The organism is Vibrio metoecus (assembly GCF_009665255.1).
GTDB lineage: Bacteria > Pseudomonadota > Gammaproteobacteria > Enterobacterales > Vibrionaceae > Vibrio > Vibrio metoecus_B.
This window is the reverse complement of sequence record NZ_CP035686.1, coordinates 1,240,144-1,258,871: the sequence shown is the minus strand read 5'-3', so window position 1 is coordinate 1,258,871 and position 18,728 is coordinate 1,240,144. Positions and strand designations below refer to the sequence as shown.

15 protein-coding genes and 1 pseudogene are annotated in these 18,728 nt (G+C 47.2%); 6 read left to right on the top strand and 10 right to left on the bottom strand.

Translation table 11 applies throughout. The annotated features are described in order from the left end of the window. Nucleotides 1-15 precede the first annotated feature (15 nt). The 3 genes from EPB59_RS05740 (at nucleotide 16) to rsmF (ending at nucleotide 5,448) form a co-directional block, all read left to right on the top strand. Nucleotides 16-1,260 carry a paraquat-inducible protein A gene (locus EPB59_RS05740; protein WP_154171805.1) on the top strand — a complete coding sequence of 415 codons (1,245 nt, stop codon included), beginning with the start codon at nucleotides 16-18 and terminating at the stop codon, nucleotides 1,258-1,260. Nucleotides 1,261-1,269: 9 nt separating this feature from the next. Further along, a complete protein-coding gene (locus EPB59_RS05735; protein ID WP_154171804.1) occupies nucleotides 1,270-3,909 on the top strand; it encodes a PqiB family protein in 2,640 nt (879 codons plus the stop codon). 117 nt (nucleotides 3,910-4,026) lie between these two features. Then, nucleotides 4,027-5,448, top strand: a complete 1,422-nt coding sequence (gene rsmF / locus EPB59_RS05730) for a 16S rRNA (cytosine(1407)-C(5))-methyltransferase RsmF (RefSeq protein WP_154171803.1) — start codon at nucleotides 4,027-4,029, stop codon at nucleotides 5,446-5,448. A gap of 183 nt (nucleotides 5,449-5,631) precedes the next feature. Here rsmF and EPB59_RS05725 read toward each other — a convergent pair whose 3' ends face one another. Continuing rightward, nucleotides 5,632-6,465, bottom strand: a complete 834-nt coding sequence (locus EPB59_RS05725; RefSeq protein WP_055034081.1) for a CvfB family protein — start codon at nucleotides 6,463-6,465, stop codon at nucleotides 5,632-5,634. 101 nt (nucleotides 6,466-6,566) lie between these two features. Between EPB59_RS05725 and EPB59_RS05720 the strand changes: the two genes are divergently transcribed. Further along, the gene (locus tag EPB59_RS05720) at nucleotides 6,567-7,916 is read left to right on the top strand and encodes a hypothetical protein (protein ID WP_055028909.1); all 1,350 of its coding nucleotides are present in this window, start codon (nucleotides 6,567-6,569) and stop codon (nucleotides 7,914-7,916) included. On the opposite strand, the gene EPB59_RS05715 is transcribed toward EPB59_RS05720, so the two are convergent. Next, complete coding sequence (locus EPB59_RS05715) at nucleotides 7,900-8,385, bottom strand: PaaI family thioesterase (RefSeq protein WP_154171802.1); 486 nt, start codon at nucleotides 8,383-8,385, stop codon at nucleotides 7,900-7,902. The genes EPB59_RS05720 and EPB59_RS05715 overlap by 17 nt on opposite strands. Before the next feature lie 274 nt (nucleotides 8,386-8,659). Between EPB59_RS05715 and EPB59_RS05710 the strand changes: the two are divergent. Beyond that, nucleotides 8,660-9,720, top strand: a pseudogene (locus tag EPB59_RS05710) (3-deoxy-7-phosphoheptulonate synthase). 10 nt (nucleotides 9,721-9,730) lie between these two features. After that, complete coding sequence (locus tag EPB59_RS05705) at nucleotides 9,731-10,213, top strand: YajQ family cyclic di-GMP-binding protein (protein ID WP_001138889.1); 483 nt, start codon at nucleotides 9,731-9,733, stop codon at nucleotides 10,211-10,213. A gap of 116 nt (nucleotides 10,214-10,329) precedes the next feature. Here EPB59_RS05705 and cobB read toward each other — a convergent pair whose 3' ends face one another. The 8 genes from cobB to EPB59_RS05665 form a co-directional block, all read right to left on the bottom strand. Next, nucleotides 10,330-11,106, bottom strand: coding sequence for a Sir2 family NAD+-dependent deacetylase (cobB, locus tag EPB59_RS05700; protein ID WP_195707068.1), 777 nt, complete (start codon nucleotides 11,104-11,106; stop codon nucleotides 10,330-10,332). Nucleotides 11,107-11,285: 179 nt separating this feature from the next. Then, nucleotides 11,286-12,506: an ammonium transporter gene (locus tag EPB59_RS05695; protein ID WP_055050794.1), complete on the bottom strand. Its 1,221-nt coding sequence runs from the start codon at nucleotides 12,504-12,506 to the stop codon at nucleotides 11,286-11,288. A gap of 319 nt (nucleotides 12,507-12,825) precedes the next feature. After that, the gene (locus EPB59_RS05690) at nucleotides 12,826-13,248 is read right to left on the bottom strand and encodes a hypothetical protein (protein ID WP_001070864.1); all 423 of its coding nucleotides are present in this window, start codon (nucleotides 13,246-13,248) and stop codon (nucleotides 12,826-12,828) included. Next, on the bottom strand, nucleotides 13,235-14,302 hold the full coding sequence (locus EPB59_RS05685) for a formate dehydrogenase subunit gamma (RefSeq protein WP_195707067.1): 1,068 nt from the start codon (nucleotides 14,300-14,302) through the stop codon (nucleotides 13,235-13,237). Before EPB59_RS05685 ends, EPB59_RS05690 begins: the two co-directional genes overlap by 14 nt. A 6-nt stretch (nucleotides 14,303-14,308) precedes the next feature. Continuing rightward, nucleotides 14,309-14,917, bottom strand: coding sequence for a formate dehydrogenase FDH3 subunit beta (fdh3B, locus tag EPB59_RS05680; protein WP_148515857.1), 609 nt, complete (start codon nucleotides 14,915-14,917; stop codon nucleotides 14,309-14,311). An 11-nt stretch (nucleotides 14,918-14,928) separates the two neighbouring features. Further along, entirely contained in the window at nucleotides 14,929-17,784 is a 2,856-nt protein-coding gene (locus EPB59_RS05675; protein ID WP_154171799.1) for a formate dehydrogenase subunit alpha, read from the bottom strand. An 11-nt stretch (nucleotides 17,785-17,795) separates the two neighbouring features. Further along, nucleotides 17,796-17,993 carry a twin-arginine translocation signal domain-containing protein gene (locus EPB59_RS05670; RefSeq protein ID WP_000711977.1) on the bottom strand — a complete coding sequence of 66 codons (198 nt, stop codon included), beginning with the start codon at nucleotides 17,991-17,993 and terminating at the stop codon, nucleotides 17,796-17,798. A 77-nt stretch (nucleotides 17,994-18,070) separates the two neighbouring features. Continuing rightward, a complete protein-coding gene (locus tag EPB59_RS05665; RefSeq protein ID WP_101411347.1) occupies nucleotides 18,071-18,727 on the bottom strand; it encodes a TorD/DmsD family molecular chaperone in 657 nt (218 codons plus the stop codon). Nucleotide 18,728 lies beyond the last annotated feature (1 nt).

Below are 18,728 nucleotides of genomic sequence, written 5' to 3'. Positions count from 1 at the left end.
TGGTGTTATCTGCCTATGATGCCACCTTTGCCTCGTCACTCTCATGCAATGCAGCCGAGCCGCATTCGTTTGTGCCCCGGTTGCGAATTGGCGGTGGATACCGTCAAGGTCGAACAAGGACATAGTGCCTATTGTCCCCGTTGCGGAACGCAGTTGTATCGCGGGGGTTCTCCTTCTCTATCTGGTAACTTAGCCCTTGCCGTCACATGCTTGCTGCTGTTTATTCCTTCGCATTTTTTCAGCTATATCAACATCCGATTGTTTGGTGTCATGATCCCAGCAACGCTTCCAGACGGAGTGTTCGCACTATGGAATGAAGGCTATTGGCCTTTAGCGTTGTTAGTTTTATTTTGTAGTTCAATAGCACCACTCATTTTATGTTTATCTGTGCTAGGGGCGCATTGGGCTTTGCGTTTTCACCACTTTCAGACGTTACGTCATTCCTTATTACTGATCCATCACCTCAAGGTGTGGGTGATGTTGGATGTCTTCTTGGTCAGCGTGGCGGTGTCTTGCTTTAAGCTCAAAGACTATTCGGATATTTACGTAGGGTCTGGATTATTAGGCTTACTGTTATTACAAATTTTCACAGTCCTTTTGCTGAGTCGCATCAGCACTCGTCATTATTGGGAAACTTGGCAAAAAGAAGAAGATTACGATTTACCCTTGAAGCAAGTGCACTGTCATAACTGCCATCTCTCGCAACCAGAAAGTGGGCACTGTGTGCGTTGTCAGCATAAGCTTTATCATCGTAAACCGAACTCTATCGAACGGACATGGGCCTATGTATTCGCCGCGACAGTGGCGATTGTGCCTGCCAACGTTATTCCAATTTCGATTCTCATCACAAACGGACAGCGTCTTGAAGACACCATCTTCTCTGGGGTTGCTTCATTAGTGAAAAGTGGCATGTGGGGAATCGCCGTCATTATTTTTGTGGCAAGTATTGTGGTGCCTGTGATTAAAATTGTCGGACTTGCTTACTTGCTGCTAGCGATCAAATTTAAACACGAAGTGCATCAGCGACAGCGCATGATGATTTATCGTGGCATAAAATGGATTGGTAAATGGTCTGTCATGGATCTGTTTGTGATTTCTATCATGCTCACTTTAGTTGATCGAGGGCAAATCCTCGATTTTACCCCCGGTTATGGGGCTGTGGCTTTTGGTATGGTTGTGGTGCTCACTATGTTGGCGGCGGAAAGTTTGGATCCTCGCCTACTCTGGGACAATCCTGACGTTACCCGTACTCAACAATAGGTTGTTTGAATGAGTCAAGAAAATACAACGCAAAACTCTTACACACCGGACATTCGCAAACATCGCGGAATCTCGCCACTGTGGATTTTGCCGATTGTGACGATGGCCTTGGCGGGCTGGTTAGTTTTTAAAGCGATACATGATGCAGGAGTGCGAATTCAAATTCACTTTGATAATGCGCAAGGACTGGTTGCTGGGCGTACCACGATTCGCTATCAGGGCTTAGAAGTGGGCATGGTGCGTGATATTAAGCTGTCTGAAGATCTCGACAGTATTTATGTGGAAGCGGATATTTATCCAGAAGCTACCCAACTACTGTCTGACCAAACGCGTTTCTGGATGGTGAAACCCACTGCCAGTTTGTCAGGAGTTTCGGGGTTAGATGCGCTGGTATCGGGTAACTATATTGCCATTCAGCCAGGCACGCTCCATCAAGATGATTATCCCACTAATTTCAAAGCATTAGAGTCAGCCCCCTCGGACTTGTTGGCGCAACGTGGATTAACCATTTCTTTGAAAGCGCGTGATTTGGGCGGTATTTCTGTCGGTTCTCAAATTGTCTATAAGAAAATCCCGATTGGTGAAGTCTTTAATTATCAATTGGATGAGAATGCCCAATCGGTAATCATTCAAGCCTCAATCAAAGATGAATATCGACACATCATCAATACCGAGAGCCGTTTTTGGAACGTCAGCGGTGTTGGGACAAGCATCGGTTTCGAAGGTGTGGATGTACGCTTGGAAAGCTTAAGCGCCTTGCTTGGTGGCTCGATTGCCGTCGATTCACCGGAAGAAGGTAAACCGGTTGAACAAAATGCGCAGTTCCGCCTCTATCGAGATTTAAAAACCGCCGGACGCGGTATCGCGGTATCGATCACTTTACCCGATGGCAACAACATATCCGCGTCCGGTGCTCCTATTATGTATCGCGGCATCGAAATTGGGCAAATTACCGATGTGCAGTTGACCGATAATCGGAAAGGGATTGTCGCGGCAGCCGCGATTCAGCCTGCATTCAATGACATGCTTAATAGCGGTAGCCAATTTGTATTGGAAGAAGCTCAAGTCTCGTTAGCGGGGGTAGAAAACCTCACTAACTTAGTGAAAGGAAATTTCTTAACCTTGATTCCGGGTGAAGGTGAACGGACTCGAAACTTTCATGCGGTGCGTAAAAACGAGTTTAAATACGCTCGTTCAAACAGTATTAGTTTTAAATTAGTCGCCGATAACTCATTTGGTTTAGAAGCAGGCACGCCTATTCTGTATCGCGGAGTGACCGTGGGGAGCGTCACGGCAGTGAATTTAAAACTCGATTATGTTGAGTTAAATGTGCTGATCGATGAGCAGTATGGCGCGTTGATCCGCTCACAAAACCGCTTTTATTTAACCGGCAGTGCTTCAGCAGAGTTAACTGAATCAGGGCTGTCGGTTTCGATTCCACCCGCCAAGCAGTTGTTACTTGGCTCCATCAGTTTTGCCAGTGAAGGAAGCTCTACACCATTAGAACAATATCGCCTCTACCCTAGTCAATCTTTGGCGGAACTGGCGAAATACAACCAATCAGGTTCTCGTTCATTAACACTTTTTGCCAATGAGTTACCATCGATCAGTGCTGGCGCCCCCCTTCTATACCGCAATTTAAAAGTCGGTAGTATTTCTGGTTTCACGCTTACACCGAAAGGGGTACAAATTGAAGCGACTATCGAGAAGCAATACCAGCATTTATTAACGCCCAACACCGTGTTTTGGAATCGCTCAGGCGTCGAAATAAAAGCCTCCATGGATGGTGTCGATGTGAAAGCCGCACCACTGCAAACTTTGCTGCGTGGTGGGATTGCGTTTGATAGTCTGCCGGGCATTGAAAACAAAGTCGGTTCGATGTGGAAGCTGTATAACGACTATGATCATGCCCGTCGTTATGGAGAGAAAATCACGCTTACCGCGTTAGGTACACTTGGCGTTAAAGTGGGCACTCCTGTGCAATATCAAGGGGTTCAAATTGGTGAGGTATTTGAAATCATTCCAGATTTTGAATCTGAATTTGTCAAACTTTCCGCACGAATTGAGCCACAATATGCCCCCCAAATTGCCAAGCAGAATTCACAATTTTGGTTATCGCAGGCCAAAATTGGTTTAAGTGGTATTGAAAATGTACAAAACCTATTAGGCCAAAGTATTGAGGTTCAACCAGGTGTGGGTGATAGCCGTTATGAATTTGAACTGCACAAAGAAGCACGCCACGGCGGTGCAGGTAAAACCTACACATTACAAAGTGAGAAGCGTGGCTCGGTAAATGTCGGCACTCCTGTGCTGTACCGCGATATTGAGATCGGCAAAGTGATCGATGTACGTCTCGGTGAATTCGCTGACCGAGTGATTACCACCATTCGTATTGCGCCGCAGTACACTTACCTACTTCGCCAAAACAGCGTTTTTTGGAATGTGTCTGGGCTCGATATGTCGATTGGCATTACAGGAGCCAATGTGAAAACCGGTACGTTTGATAGCATGTTACGAGGTGGAATTACTTTTGCTACGCCAGAACAGAAACAATTAACGCCTGCGGCTCCTGAAGGACACACTTTCTATCTCTACCCACAAGCACAAGATGAGTGGAGTAAATGGCGGACTCCTATTCCTAAACCATAATCCTTCTCCGTTTCACGAAAAGCAGCTTTAGGCTGCTTTTCTTCTTTTACGGCTACCTTTATGTCATGAACCTATCTGGGTATAATCGCCGACCTTATTCATCAACGGAATTTGCCTGTGCATCCGAACATTTCTCTTCCCGAAGAATTCATTACTTCGATGGCGAAAATACTGCCTGATTCTACCCAACTTGCTGATTTTATAGCTGCCTGTCAAAGGCCATTGCGCAAAAGCATTCGGGTAAATACGCTCAAAATTTCTGTTGCTGAGTTTTGTGAACGTGCGGCTGAAAAACACTGGCAGTTATCGCCTGTTCCTTGGTGTGAGAACGGTTTTTGGATCGAAGCCGATGAAAGCCTCGTTCCACTCGGTAATACTGCCGAACATATGGCGGGGCTTTTCTATATTCAAGAAGCCAGTTCGATGATGCCTGTTTCCGCCTTATTCATGGAAAATGAACAGTATGATTCGGTTCTCGATATGGCCGCAGCACCAGGTTCTAAGACAACACAAATCGCTGCTTTGATGGGTAATGAAGGTGTTTTGGTGGCTAACGAATTCTCTGCAAGTCGTGTCAAAGTGCTTCACGCCAATATTGAACGCTGTGGTATTCGTAATGCGGCGCTAACTAATTTCGATGGCTGCGTATTTGGCGGCTGGCTGCCTGAGCGATTTGATGCGGTGTTAATTGACGCGCCCTGCTCTGGAGAAGGAACGATCCGTAAAGATCCCGATGCGATGAAGAATTGGAGCATGGATGCTATTCATAGTATCGCATCCACTCAGAAAGCGTTGATTGAAAGCGCGTTTCAGGCCTTAAAAGTTGGTGGAACGCTAGTGTATTCCACATGCACTCTCAGTCGTGAAGAGAATCAGCAAGTGTGTTGGCACCTCAAGCAAACTTACGGTGATGCCGTACGTTTTGAATCTCTAGATAACTTATTTGAGCACGCCTCAATTGCGTTGACCGACGAAGGCTTTCTGCACATTTTCCCGCAAATGTACGATTGTGAGGGCTTTTTTGTCGCCAAAATCCGCAAATTGGCGTCAGTACCGGTTCCTGACGTCAATAAGCGTCTGGGGAAATTTCCTTTTAATAAAGCAAGCCCAAAGCAGCAATCAGAAATTGCTCTGCAACTTCAAAAGTCACTTGGGATCGAATTACCATCGGATTCACAAGTCTGGCTGCGCGATAACGATGTGTGGCTATTCCCGCAAGCATTAGAGCCCTTATTGGGTGAGCTGCGCTTTTCTCGCATGGGAATAAAAATTGCTGAAGCACATAAATCGGGTTATCGTTGGCAGCATCAAGTTGCAACCTGTTTGGCCTCCGAAAGTACTACTCATAGTGTGGTGTTGGATACCGCTCAAGCACGAGAATGGTTTATGGGTAGAGATGTCAGACCAGAGGGACAAAGTGGTCAAGGTGAGGTGATCGTCCGTTACGCTAACGATGTGATTGGGTTAGGAAAATGGGTCGGCAATCGCGTGAAGAATGGACTGCCAAGAGAGCTTGTGAGAGATAAAAATCTATTCTGAATCGTTGAACTATAGTATGAAATTCTAAAAGCCTGTCGCTAATTTCAGTATATGTACTAGGCTTAGTATTAAGCAACCTCCTACATTTTCGATTAGCGCAGGCTCTTTAGAGCCATTCCCCTAGGCCCTAAAACCTTACGTTTTGGGCCTTTTTTTAGCTCTAAAATCCTCTATAACAAGAGGTTAAGCTAGACGAATACCGTCATTTTCAATCACGATTTTGCCTTGCTTATACAAACCGCCGATGGTCTTTTTAAAAGTCCCTTTACTCGTACGGAATGTAGCAAAAATCGCCTCTGGCGTTGATTTATCGCTCAATGGCAGGAAACCACCTTTCTTTTCTAAGGTTTCTAAGATCTTAGTGCTTAGCTCATCCATTTTCTCTACCCCCACTTTTTGCAGGGACAAGTCGATTTTGCCATCTTCGCGCACGCTCTTAATGTAGCCCTTGAGTTTCTTACCGATGAACAGCTTGCCAAAAACATCAGAGGAGAAAATCATGCCCCAGTGCGTACCATTCACAATGGCTTTGAAACCAAGCTCTGAGCGTTCAGCGATCAGCAAATCAACTTGCTGGTTTGGCGTGTATTTCGCTGGGGTTTTATCAAGCCACTTGTTGAATTTGGTTGTGCCAACAATACGTCCCGAAGCTTTATCGGTGTAGACGTAAACCAAGACAGTTTGACCTGCCGTAAAACGGGCACGTTGCTCACTGTATGGAATCAGCAGATCTTTGTTTTTAATGCCCCAGTTAGCAAATGCACCTGTGTTGTTAACGCCTTCGATCGTCATTAAGCCCCATTCACCCACTTGAGCAATCGGAGTTTCAGTTGTGGCAGCGAGTTGGTTTTCAGAGTCAAAATACAGGAAAACGTCAATAAACTGCCCAATTTCAGTACCTTCTGGCACGAAGCGCTTAGGCAGTAAGGTAGTGCCGTATTCTCCCGCATCCAAAAAAACACCAAATTCAGCGAATTTCACCACTTCTAAACTATTAATTTGACCAATGTTAATCATATAAAACTGTCTCACAGCAAATTTGCAGAGATTATACGTTATCTCTGTTATGCTTTCTCGCATTGGAGCAATAAATCCGGCAATTTTTACAGGAGTTTTCGTTGATTACCGTAGAGCAGCAAGATGCGGCAACCTTGACGATTGTCAGTCAGATGAAGGGCAGTAAAGAGCTCGATCTAAATTTTTATCTGTTTATCCCAGGTGAATTGGATATCTCACCAGAAGTGATCTCAGAGTCTGAGTTTTTTTACAGTTCTATCCACCAACAGCGTTCCTATTACAGTGATCAAATCTTATTGCCACTGGTGCATAGCCGACTCGCTCAACGTGGGCATCTTTCTTCTACGCAATACCGGGTAAGTTTGAGTTTGTTTGCTTATCAGTATGTGATTGCCTTGGATAAGGCGGTTTCGCAACTCAATAACACCAGTGATACGGTGACGACGGAAGAAGTGGATAGCGTGATTGAGCTGTCATTGGATATTTTGCGCCGTTTACGGCGTAGCATTCCTTATGAAGAGCAACTCAAGCGTTATTACGCCAATATCGATAATTACCTGTCTTGGTATACCGAACAGAGCTTTCTATCCATGATTGCGCACATGACGCGTGATAATGAATATAAAACCAATAAAGAGCGGTTGATTACCTTAGTGGAGAAAGAGCAAGCCCACCGCGCACTCAATCAATACAACTCTGATAAAGCTAACCAAGACATCACGCGGTTAAGTAACAAGATGCGCTTATTGCGTCGTCTCATTGAACACCCTGTTATCCTCAATGAGAAAATCGCCTCTCTGGGCAATAACACTAAGCGAGCAGTAAAAGGACTGGCTACTGGATTGGTGATGATAGCCGTAACGATTACAGCAGTTTCCGCACGTGATTATTGGGGCGAAATTACCGCATCTTTTATTATTGCGATGTCGTTTATTTATGCCCTACGCGAAATTTTCAAAGATGATTTGCGCGATATGCTGTGGCGTTGGATTCGTAAAGGGAGACCCAAATGGCGACGCCACTATTTTGATCCGACGACAGGCAAACAAGTCGGCGATAAAGAAGAGTGGCTGGATTACAAAAAGCTAAGTGATTTGCCCGATCGCATTCAAGCCATTCGTAAGAAGCGCATTGTGCAGCGTGAAGAGCAGATCCTGCACTATCGTTCACATACCGAAATGTCAACCTCACGCTTTATGAGTGGTTATGAAGAAACGCGTGAAACGCTAATGATTGATCTGCGTTCGATCATGCGTCAGATGGATAAAGGTTCAAACCACATTTACCAGCTCAACAATGGGCAAGTAAGTCGTGAGTCGGTCGAAAAGCGCCATCTGTTGAACTTGATAGTGAAAGAGAATCATCACAAAGGTGAGCCTACCTACTATCGTTGGAAAATCGTGCTTAACCGAAGCCGAATTGTGGATATTGAATCTATCCCTCAGACTTAGTGACTTTCAGCGAAAGGGTTAACCAAAACTCAGCCATCGGTTCATCACCATGCAAGGTTGGGCAAGTGGCTATGATATGCACCTCTTGGTTTACCCTTTCCCCTGTTCGCGAAGTTTCCTCTAGCATGCGATCAATCTTCTCACCTTCTATACAATGAAAATGGACTGCGGCTTCGGGGCGTTTATGAAACTCTCCTCGCACCGCTTTGAACGCTAACGAAACTCGGCAACCCCGTTGATTGGCTTTATGCATCGCCATATACCCGCCAGCAACATCCGCTCCTACCGCCAGTACTCCAAAATACATGCTGTTCAGATGATTTTTATTGCGTCTTTTCAGAGGAATGCGCACTTCTACCGCTTGCTCATCAAGCTTGAGTATTTTTGGACGGCATGCCCAAATCAAAGGCACTTTAAAAAAACCAAACAGATTCAAGTAAAGATTGGCTTTCGCTAAAGGTGATAGCATAAAAACTCCGCACAGTAAGTTGTCCGACCACTTCAATCTATCCATCTTTAAATGTCAAATAAATGTTAATAAAATGCCGTATCACCGTGACTTTTACGAGTTCGTAAAGAGTGAGTGGCCTCGGTATGAATTTTGATTTGGTGAAACTCTCATCAAAATGCCCCTTATTGAGCGGATTTACACGCAATCGATGATCTGTTTTGTGGGCAGTGGTTTATTCTCGTTGACAAATTCGTTATCTTTAGCGCTTCGCAACAAAAGGACAAGCGCTCCTATGCCACTGAAAACCGATGAATTAAGAACCCAAGCATTGGGTCCGATGCCGACACCGGCAGAATTGAGTCACGCACACCCAATCACTGATGAAGTCGCGTTACGGATTGCGCAGTCTCGTCGCCAAATTGAAAACATTCTGACTGGAGAAGATGATCGTCTGTTGGTTATTGTTGGTCCTTGTTCAGTACACGATACCGATGCCGCACTCGACTATGCTCGCCGCCTTGCTGCACTACAAGAAAATTATACTGATGAGCTTTTTGTGGTGATGCGGACCTATTTCGAAAAACCACGAACTGTGGTGGGTTGGAAAGGACTGATCACAGATCCAAACTTAGATGGCTCTTACGCTTTAGAAACGGGTCTCAATAAAGCCAGAAAATTGCTTCTCGATGTAAACAAGCTCGGATTGGCTACCGCGACCGAGTTTCTCGATATGATCACAGGTCAATACATCGCAGACCTCATCACTTGGGGGCAATTGGCGCACGTACCACCGAGTCGCAAATTCACCGAGAAATGGCCTCTGCACTCTCCTGCCCAGTTGGCTTTAAAAACGGTACAAACGGTAACGTGAAAATCGCGATTGACGCAATTCGCGCAGCGAAAGCATCACACTATTTTTATTCTCCAGATAAAAATGGCCGTATGACCGTATACCGCACCAGTGGTAACCCATTTGGTCATATCATTCTGCGTGGCGGCGATACTGGGCCGAATTTTGATCAAGCCTCAATTGATGAAGCTTGCCAACAATTAGCACAATGTAACCTACCTGAACGCTTGGTTGTCGATTTTAGTCATGCCAATTGCCAAAAGCAGCATCGTAAACAAGTCGATGTGGCGCGTGACATTTGCCAACAACTCGAAGCGGGTAGCCACAAAATAGCGGGCATTATGGCGGAAAGTTTCTTGGTTGAGGGCAACCAACCAATGCACGATCTCAATAACTTGACTTATGGACTTTCAATCACAGATCCTTGCTTAGGCTGGGATGATACCGCCATGATGCTCGACATGCTGGCACAATCCATCAAAGTCCGCCGCTCTCGTAATTAAGGAAATACCCATGCCTTCTTTTGATATTGTTTCAGAAATTGATGCTGTAGAACTGCGTAACGCAGTAGAAAACTCAACTCGTGAATTGGCTACTCGATTCGATTTTCGTAACGTAGATGCCCGTTTTGAGCTGAAAGAAGAGACGGTCAAGTTGTCTGCAGAAGATGATTTTCAGCTTGGTCAGATGATGGACATTTTGCGCGGAAACCTCGCCAAGCGTGGTGTTGATGCTCGTGCCATGAATGCCAAAGACTCTGTTCATATCGGTAAGCACTGGCACAAAGATGCAGAATTCAAGCAAGGTCTGGAAGCTCTGCTCGCGAAGAAGATCGTTAAATTGATCAAAGATGCCAAAATCAAAGTTCAAGCTTCTATCCAAGGTGACAAAGTTCGCGTGACGGGTAAAAAGCGTGATGATTTGCAAGAAGTGATGGCGATGTTGCGTGAAGCGAATCTTGAACAGCCACTGCAATACAACAACTTCCGCGATTAATCATTTCGTTGGATAGATGCCTTGAGTGGATATGCCCCGCACTAGAGGATGCAGTATCACAAAAACGCCCCGTTTATCGGGGCGTTTTTTTATCCGCTTATTCTTATCGGCATTAACTAAGCGTGTTTGTATTGTTTACCTGCTGAGCTATTCGCTGCTGAACTATGTACCGCACGTTTTTGTACTGCCAGAATTTCTTCTACTAACCTTGGAACTTCAATACTGGCTTTGCCATAGCGTTTCTCTGCAAACTCACTTTCGACGGCGCTGGGTTCCAAATTAATTTCTATCGTGTGTGCTCCATGCATACGTGCGTCATGCACAAAACCGGCTGCAGGATAGACAACCCCTGACGTACCAATAGAGACAAACAGATCCGCTTGTTCAAGCGCGGCATAAATATCGCCCATGCGTAGCGGCATTTCACCAAACCAAACAATGTGTGGGCGCATTTGCGCGGGCATTTGGCAGCAGTGGCACAGATCGCCATTACGAATATCGTCTTTTTGCTCAACCGTTTGATTGGATTCAGGACAGCGCGCTTTCAGCAACTCACCATGCATGTGAATAATGTTCTGGCTGCCGCCACGTTCATGCAGGTTATCAATGTTCTGGGTAATCACAGTGACACTACCCTGCAATTCTCTTTCCAGTTTACCTAGGGCAAGATGTGCCGAATTGGGCTGAATCGCATCAGAGAGCAATTTGCGGCGGCGTTGGTTATAAAACTCCAACACCATATCCGGATCGCGCTGAAACCCTTCGGGTGTCGCCACATCTTCAATACGATGATTTTCCCACAGCCCATCCTGAGCGCGAAAAGTTTGAATACCAGACTCCGCAGAGATCCCTGCTCCAGTCAGTATCACAATATGTCGATACGGTAAGCTCATAACCCATTCCTTTTCTCGGCTTTTGTTTAAGCTTAACACCGAAGCGTTATCAACCCTAGAAAACGGGGATTAGACCATAGTAGTAACAAGGCTATTGATGAGAAAAAAGAGAGCATTGCAGAATGAGTCAGAAGACGAATTGAGGGCTTCTCAAACAGAGAAGCCCATGAAAATCAGTATTACTCTTCGCTGGTTGCAGAGATTTTGTGAATTGCTAAATCGGCGCCATTAAACTCATCTTCTTGTGATAAGCGTAACCCCATCACTTTATGCAAGATGCCATAAACCATCAGTGCGCCACTTAATGCAATCACAATTCCCATTAAGGTTCCAACAATCTGTGTGCTGAAACTTACGCCTCCTAAACCAGCGAAAGTTGTTTGGCCAAAAATACCTGCGGCAATGCCACCCCATGCCCCACACACGCCATGCAGCGGCCATACACCGAGCACATCATCAATTTTTGTTTTGTTTTGTAATTGAGTGAACAGCCAAACAAACACGGCACCTGCAATCACCCCCGTCACCAATGCTCCTAAAGGATGCATTAAATCCGATCCAGCACACACGGCGACCAAGCCCGCTAATGGGCCGTTATGGATAAAACCTGGGTCATTTTTTCCAACAATTAACGCGGCCAGAATACCGCCCGTCATTGCCATTAAAGAGTTCATCGCCACTAATCCACTGATGCCATTTAAGGTTTGCGCTGACATTACGTTAAAGCCGAACCAACCTACACTTAGGATCCAAGCGCCAAGAGCCAAAAAGGGAATGTTAGAGGGTGCAAAGTTAGTGTGCTTACCAGCGCGTACGCGGCCACGACGCATGCCTAAGAAAGCTACGGCTACCAGCGCAATCCAACCACCGACGGCGTGAACGACGACGGAACCAGCAAAGTCGTGAAATGGTGCGCCTAAATTGGCGGCAAACCAGTCTTGTACGCCAAAGTTGCTATTCCAAATGATCCCTTCAAAGAAAGGGTAAACCAGCCCAACGGTGAAAAATGTCGCGAAAAGGATCGGATAAAATCGTGCGCGTTCAGCAATACCGCCAGACACAATCGCAGGAATGGCCGCCGCAAAGGTCAATAGGAAAAAGAACTTCACTAAATCATAACCATTGCCTTGCGACAGTGTCGCTGCATCAGCAAAAAAATGATGCCCATACGCAACCCAGTAACCAATAAAGAAATAGGCAATCGTAGAAACCCCGAAGTCTGCCAAAATTTTCACCAGCGCGTTAACCTGATTTTTCTTCCGAACCGTGCCGACTTCAAGGAAAGCAAAGCCTGCATGCATCAAAAACACCATAATGGCGCCGAGCAGCAAAAATAAAGTGTCTGAACTTTGGGTCAGGGTTTGAACGGCACCTTGAACCTGACTTACGCTATCGCTCATCGATATGATACTCCATCGTCTGTTATGCACTTTTCCTGTGCTTTGTTGTTATTTTCACCAAGTTGGTGAGAAAAGAAGATTTAAGCTCGACTGAGCAAAAGCTGTTCCAGTTTTTGTGCTGATGATGAAATAGAAAATAACTCCATTAATTTATTGATAAATAATGGTATTAATTGTGATGCTTGCGAACAGACAGCGACTAGGTGTTACATTTCGCAGTAGAATTGCACCAATTTGGCGCTTTAGCACCAAAACAACGCGCACAAGAACTTAGCATGTTGAAGAGAAAAAATACCCGGCTGTTTGGCCGGGTATGGAATTACAGATTCGGTCCTTTGGAGGGAGAATGCGGTAAGTTATTTTGATACTGCTGCATGCCTTGGATCATCCGCCAGATCCAAATAGAGATGGCTCCAACGGCAATGAGTGCCCCCACATAAGGAATACCATGCCCAAGTTTGGCAAGCCAAGACTCCGGCATCCAGTAGCGATTCACGCCCATGATGATGCCGTTCGTGGTCGCTACCGTCACAATCAATACCACAAAGAATGTGAGATAGAGGAAGAAACTGCGAATGAGCCCATAGTAGTGAGAATTCGCTATCTCACCATCTTGGTTCTTATCCAGTCGATAACCGGCATAGATGATACCAATGACGCCAGAGAGCAAGCAGGTAAATGGCGTCAGCAAGCTTGCAATGTAGACAAACCACACGGACTTGTGCGCGCTATCTTGATTCATGGCTCACCTCTCCTTTCGTTTGATTGAATGAAGCCGTTTGGGATTCCGCACTTACTTCTTCAATTTCACCGCGGCGCTTCACTTCTTCATACCAAAGATCGTGATGCTCTTTCGCCCACGTTTCATCCACTTTGCCGGTCACCATGCCTTCTAATGCGCCCTCCATACCAAACAAGCCAATGTAGATATGGAAGATAAAGCCACAGATTAAGATCAATGCTGAGAACATATGGATCAGGTTCGACAGCTCCATGTGGCGACGCGTCTGGTCGAAAATTGGGAAATCCAGCACCAAACCACTGATGGCTGCAAAGGTTCCAAACACAATCAATAACCAGTAAATGGCTTTTTCCCCAGCATTGGAAAAGCCTGCTGAAGGGTGTGTACCTTTGTGTTTACCGACCATGCCACCGAGCTTCATAAACCACTGCACATCCACTTTATTGAAGATGGATTTACGCCACCACTTGAGCAGTACAAACATCAGCAAAATGAAAAACAGTGGCCCCATGTAGTTGTGATACTGCTTCGCGGCATAAATGATCCAGCCCCACAGCTCACTCGGGATATACGGTTTTAAGAAGTGTTTACCATACACCAGCATCAGCCCACTGAACGCCAAGGTCAGGAAAGTAAACGCCATACTCCAGTGCAGCGCCCTATCTGAGCGTGACCAACGATTCAGCTTACGTCCGGTGCGCGGCTTACTCAGCATCAACGGGCCAACCGCGATATACGCCAGCACCACCATCGCTATGCTGCCGAAAATCGCCACCGCACCGGCCGGAGACATCCATTTCTCTTTGAGGATAAACCACGTTTCACCCGGTTTACTGATCAACACGCCATGTTCAGGCGACTGAGACGTGGTGTAACCCGCTTCGCCTTGTCGTACCTGACGCCAAAAGTCTGCGCCTGCCAGTTGGGTCATCTCTTTTTGCACCACATCCGGTTTTGCGTTCTCTTCTGCCATCACGGGTTGAGCCAACCAGCACAGCAGTGCTGCCAATAAAGGCAGCACAAAACGAGTGGCGCGAGAAAGTTGTTGTCTCATAGCCACTTAACTCCGAGTTGCGTCATACGAAAGATCTTCACCGTTAGTCCAACCGGCACCTTTCGCCCCACGTTCAACCACGCGTTGACGGAAAATATCGGAGATTTTCTCCGCATCCCCCGCTAGCAGAGCTTTGGTAGAACAGAGAGAAGCACACATGGGCAGTTTACCTTCCGCAATACGGTTGGCACCGTATTTACGCCGCTCCTCTTCCGACCCCGGCTCTGTTTCAGGGCCACCTGCGCAGAAAGTGCATTTGTCCATCTTACCGCGCTCACCAAACGCCGCTTGTTTCGGAAACTGCGGCGCACCAAATGGACAAGCAAACAAGCAGTAACCACAACCGATACAGAGATCTTTGTTGTGCAGTACAATGCCATCTTCGGTATGCACAAAGCAGTCTGCCGGACACACCGCCATACAAGGCGCATCGGTACAGTGCATGCAAGCCACGGAAATCGAGTTTTCACCCGGTTCACCATCGTTGAGCGTAACTACGCGGCGACGCTGGATGCCCCATTCCAGCGCATCATCGTTTTCATTTTTACAGGCAGTGACACAGCCGTTACATTCGATACAGCGTTTGGTGTCACACAGGAATTTCATTCTTGCCATGGGTAAGCTCCTTACGCTTTACGAATGTTACAGAGGGTGACTTTGGTTTCCTGCATCAAGGTGACAGGATCGTAGCCATAGGTAGTGGCGGTGTTTGCCGCTTCCCCAACCACGTAAGGCTGTGTCCCTTCTGGGTATTTTGGACGCAGATCTTCCCCTTGGAACTTGCCACCAAAGTGGAATGGTAAGAACGCCATGCCCGGTTTCACCCGACGTGTCACCATAGCTTTGACTTTGATGCGACCTTTCTCTGCACCTTCAACCCAAACCATATCGCCATCCATAAAGCCTAAATCGTTGGCATCTTTCGGGTTCACTTCAACAAACATCTCTTGTTGCAGTTCAGCCAGCCAAGGGTTAGAACGGGTTTCTTCACCACCACCTTCATACTCGACCAAGCGACCCGAGGTTAGGATGATCGGGTATTCCACTGATTTATCCTGCGCTTGAATCGACTTATACAGCGTTGGAACACGGAAGATGAACGCTTGATCGTCCCACGTGGGGTAATCAGCCAGCAGATCACGGCGTGGTGTATACAGCGGTTCACGGTGCAGCGGTACGCGATCTGGGAATGTCCACACAATCGCACGCGCTTTCGCGTTACCAAATGGAATGCAGCCGTGTTTGATCGCGACACGCTGAATACCGCCAGAAAGATCCGTTTTCCAGTTTTTACCTTCTGCAGCCGCTTTCTCTTCAGCGGTTAAATCATCCCACCATCCGAGTTGTTTCAGCAGCTTATCGCTAAATTCTGGATAGCCGTCTTGCAGCTCACAGCCTTTCGAGTAGCTGTCTTCAGCCAGCAGGCTCTTACCTTCAAACTCCACACCAAAACGGGTACGGAAGTTACCGCCACCTTCGGCTACAGTTTTCGAGGTATCGTAAAGAATGTGCGTGCCGGGGTGTTTCATCTCTGGCGTTCCCCAACATGGCCAAGGCATACCGTAAGTGTCCCCATTCGCAGGGCCACCTTCAGCCGCCAACGTGGTTTTGTGGAAGGTGTGCCAGTTTTGTTGGTGCGTTTTCAAGCGCTCTGGGCTTTGTCCTGTGTAACCAATCGTCCACATTCCACGGTTAAATTCGCGCGTAATGTCTTCAATCAGTGGTTTGTTGTTCTCAACACGAATGTTTTTACACAGTTGGTCGACGATCCCCAGTTTTTGACTGAGCAAATACATGATTTCGTGGTCAGGTTTGGATTCAAACAGCGGCTCAATCACCTGATCACGCCACTGAATAGAACGGTTAGACGCCGTCACACTGCCGTAGGTTTCAAACTGAGTGGTCGCAGGAAGTAGATACACTCCATCCGTGCGATCGTTCATTACCGCAGCAACCGTTGGGTATGGATCAACAATCACCATCATATCCAGCTTTTGCATCGCTTTTTTCATTTCCACGCCGCGGGTTTGCGAGTTCACCGCATGACCCCAATAGAACATGGCGCGAATGTTTTCACGTTGCTGCAGGTTGTCTTTGTTTTCCAGTACACCATCGATCCAACGAGATACAGGGATCCCCGGAGTTTCCATTGGCAATGCGCCGTTATAAGTGCCTTGGTCAAAGCGGTTTTTGATCCACTCGAAATCCACGCCCCAAACGCTTGCCCAGTGTTTCCATGAACCTTCGGTCAAACCGTAGTAACCCGGCAACGTATCGGATAGCACACCTAAGTCGGTTGCGCCTTGCACGTTATCGTGACCACGGAAAATGTTGGCACCGCCGCCCGATTTACCGATGTTGCCCAGTGCTAACTCAAGGATGCAGTACGCACGAGTATTGTTGTTACCTGTGGTGTGTTGAGTACCACCCATACACCAAACCACACAACCCGGACGGTTTTCCGCAAGAATTTTCGCGGTGTTGTAGACTTCTTCTTCGCTTACGCCAGTGACACGCTCAACTTCTGCTGGCGTCCATTTGGCCACTTCAGCACGGATTTCATCCATACCGAAGACACGTTGACGGATGTACTCTTTGTCTTCCCAGTTATTTTTGAACACGTGCCACAGCACGCCCCAAATAAAGGCTACGTCACTACCCGGACGCAGGGAAACAAAGTAATCCGCTTTTGCTGCAGTACGGGTACGACGAGGATCGGCAACCACGATTTTGCAGCTGTTTTTCTCTTTCGCGATCAAAATGTGCTGCATCGCGACTGGGTGAGCTTCGGCGGGGTTAGATCCAATGAACAGCATCGACTTACAGTTGTGCATGTCATTGAATGAGTTGGTCATGGCACCATAACCCCAAGTGTTTGCTACACCCGCAACCGTGGTGGAGTGGCAAATACGCGCTTGGTGGTCAACGTTGTTGGTGCCCCACAGGGAAGCCATTTTACGGAACAGATAAGCTTGCTCGTTACTGTGCTTAGCACTGCCGAGGAAATAAACCGAATCTGGGCCTGACTCTTCACGGATCTTCAGCGCTTTGTCACCAATTTCATTGATGGCTTGTTCCCAAGAGATCTTCTTCCACTTGCCGCCTTCGAGCTTCATTGGGTATTTCAGGCGACGTTCACCGTGGCCGTGTTCACGCAATGCGGCGCCTTTCGCACAGTGACCGCCTGCGTTGAATGGGTGATCAAAAGCCGGCTCTTGGCCAGTCCATACCCCGTTTTGTACTTCAGCGTAGATACCGCAACCGACTGAGCAGTGCGAACAGATGGTACGCTTCACTTCCGTTTTTGCACTGCGATCCACGTCGCTGGCCTGAGCTTTACGGATCATGCCCGGCGTAAACAAAGAGGCACCTACCGCCGCTCCGCCCGCTGCCAGTGACGTGCTTTTCATAAAGGCACGACGACTAATACCGAGCTGATTTTGCTCTTTGGTCACGCTGTCTGAACGTTTGATGAGTCTCATCGGGTTGGCTCCTATAGCGTGTTGTAGTAATCACGAATGTGTTGAGTTTCGTGATAGCCTTTTTTCAGCGGCTCTTTGCTCTCGGTGCTTGCTTCACTGGCGACCGTTTGAGTACTGACCCCCGCGACGACAGCGCCAGCGACAGCCGCTGTGCCTAACCCTTTAAGCAGATCGCGTCTGCTTTGGTTTACTTGGTTCTCTTTTTTCATCGATTGCTTCCTTATTGCTTAAGTTTTAGCAACTTAGCTGTGCGTCTTAAGACGTCTGTTTTCTAATTCCGGTTTGTTCATTGCTCAGCTTTATCGGTCAAGTTCTTCACCTCGATCCGATAACGATTCTTGCGACTGCTTGGTGCTTGTGTCATCGCCACTTGTTCTAAACTCAAAAAAGCGTCCAGAAGCTGCGCGACGGCTAAATAAAATTGTGCATGTGGAGCCTGACGGATTTGGCTCACCAGTTTGCCAAACCACGGGGCGATGTGACGATTGAAGAACGCCTGTTGCGTCTGCGCATCCGCATTTTCGTCATCACCTTGCTCACATAAATAAGCCATGGTTTCGCACAGCGCCGAAATGTGATCTTCTGGCTCGTGCACTTGCTCATCACGCTCTAGCCCTAAGCGGCTCAAATCATCACGAATCTCAGCCAGCGGCTTTTCCATCAATGAACCAGTTAGATGCCATGAGGCAAAAGGCACCACTTCACCACGACCGATACCAATAAACAGCTCTTGATACTCGTCAGCCAAAGAGTCCGCTTGAGCGTTGTGTGCGGCGGCGGATATCGCCTGCCACGCTTTCGCCATTTCGGTGCCATTGGCCTCAAAGTCCAATTCGGCTAGAAAGGTGCACAGCTCTGCTGAGGGCACATCACGCAGCAGTGTGGCGAGCAGCAGGTAGATGTCTGAACGCATTGACTGTGAATGTGTTGACTGTGAACGCATA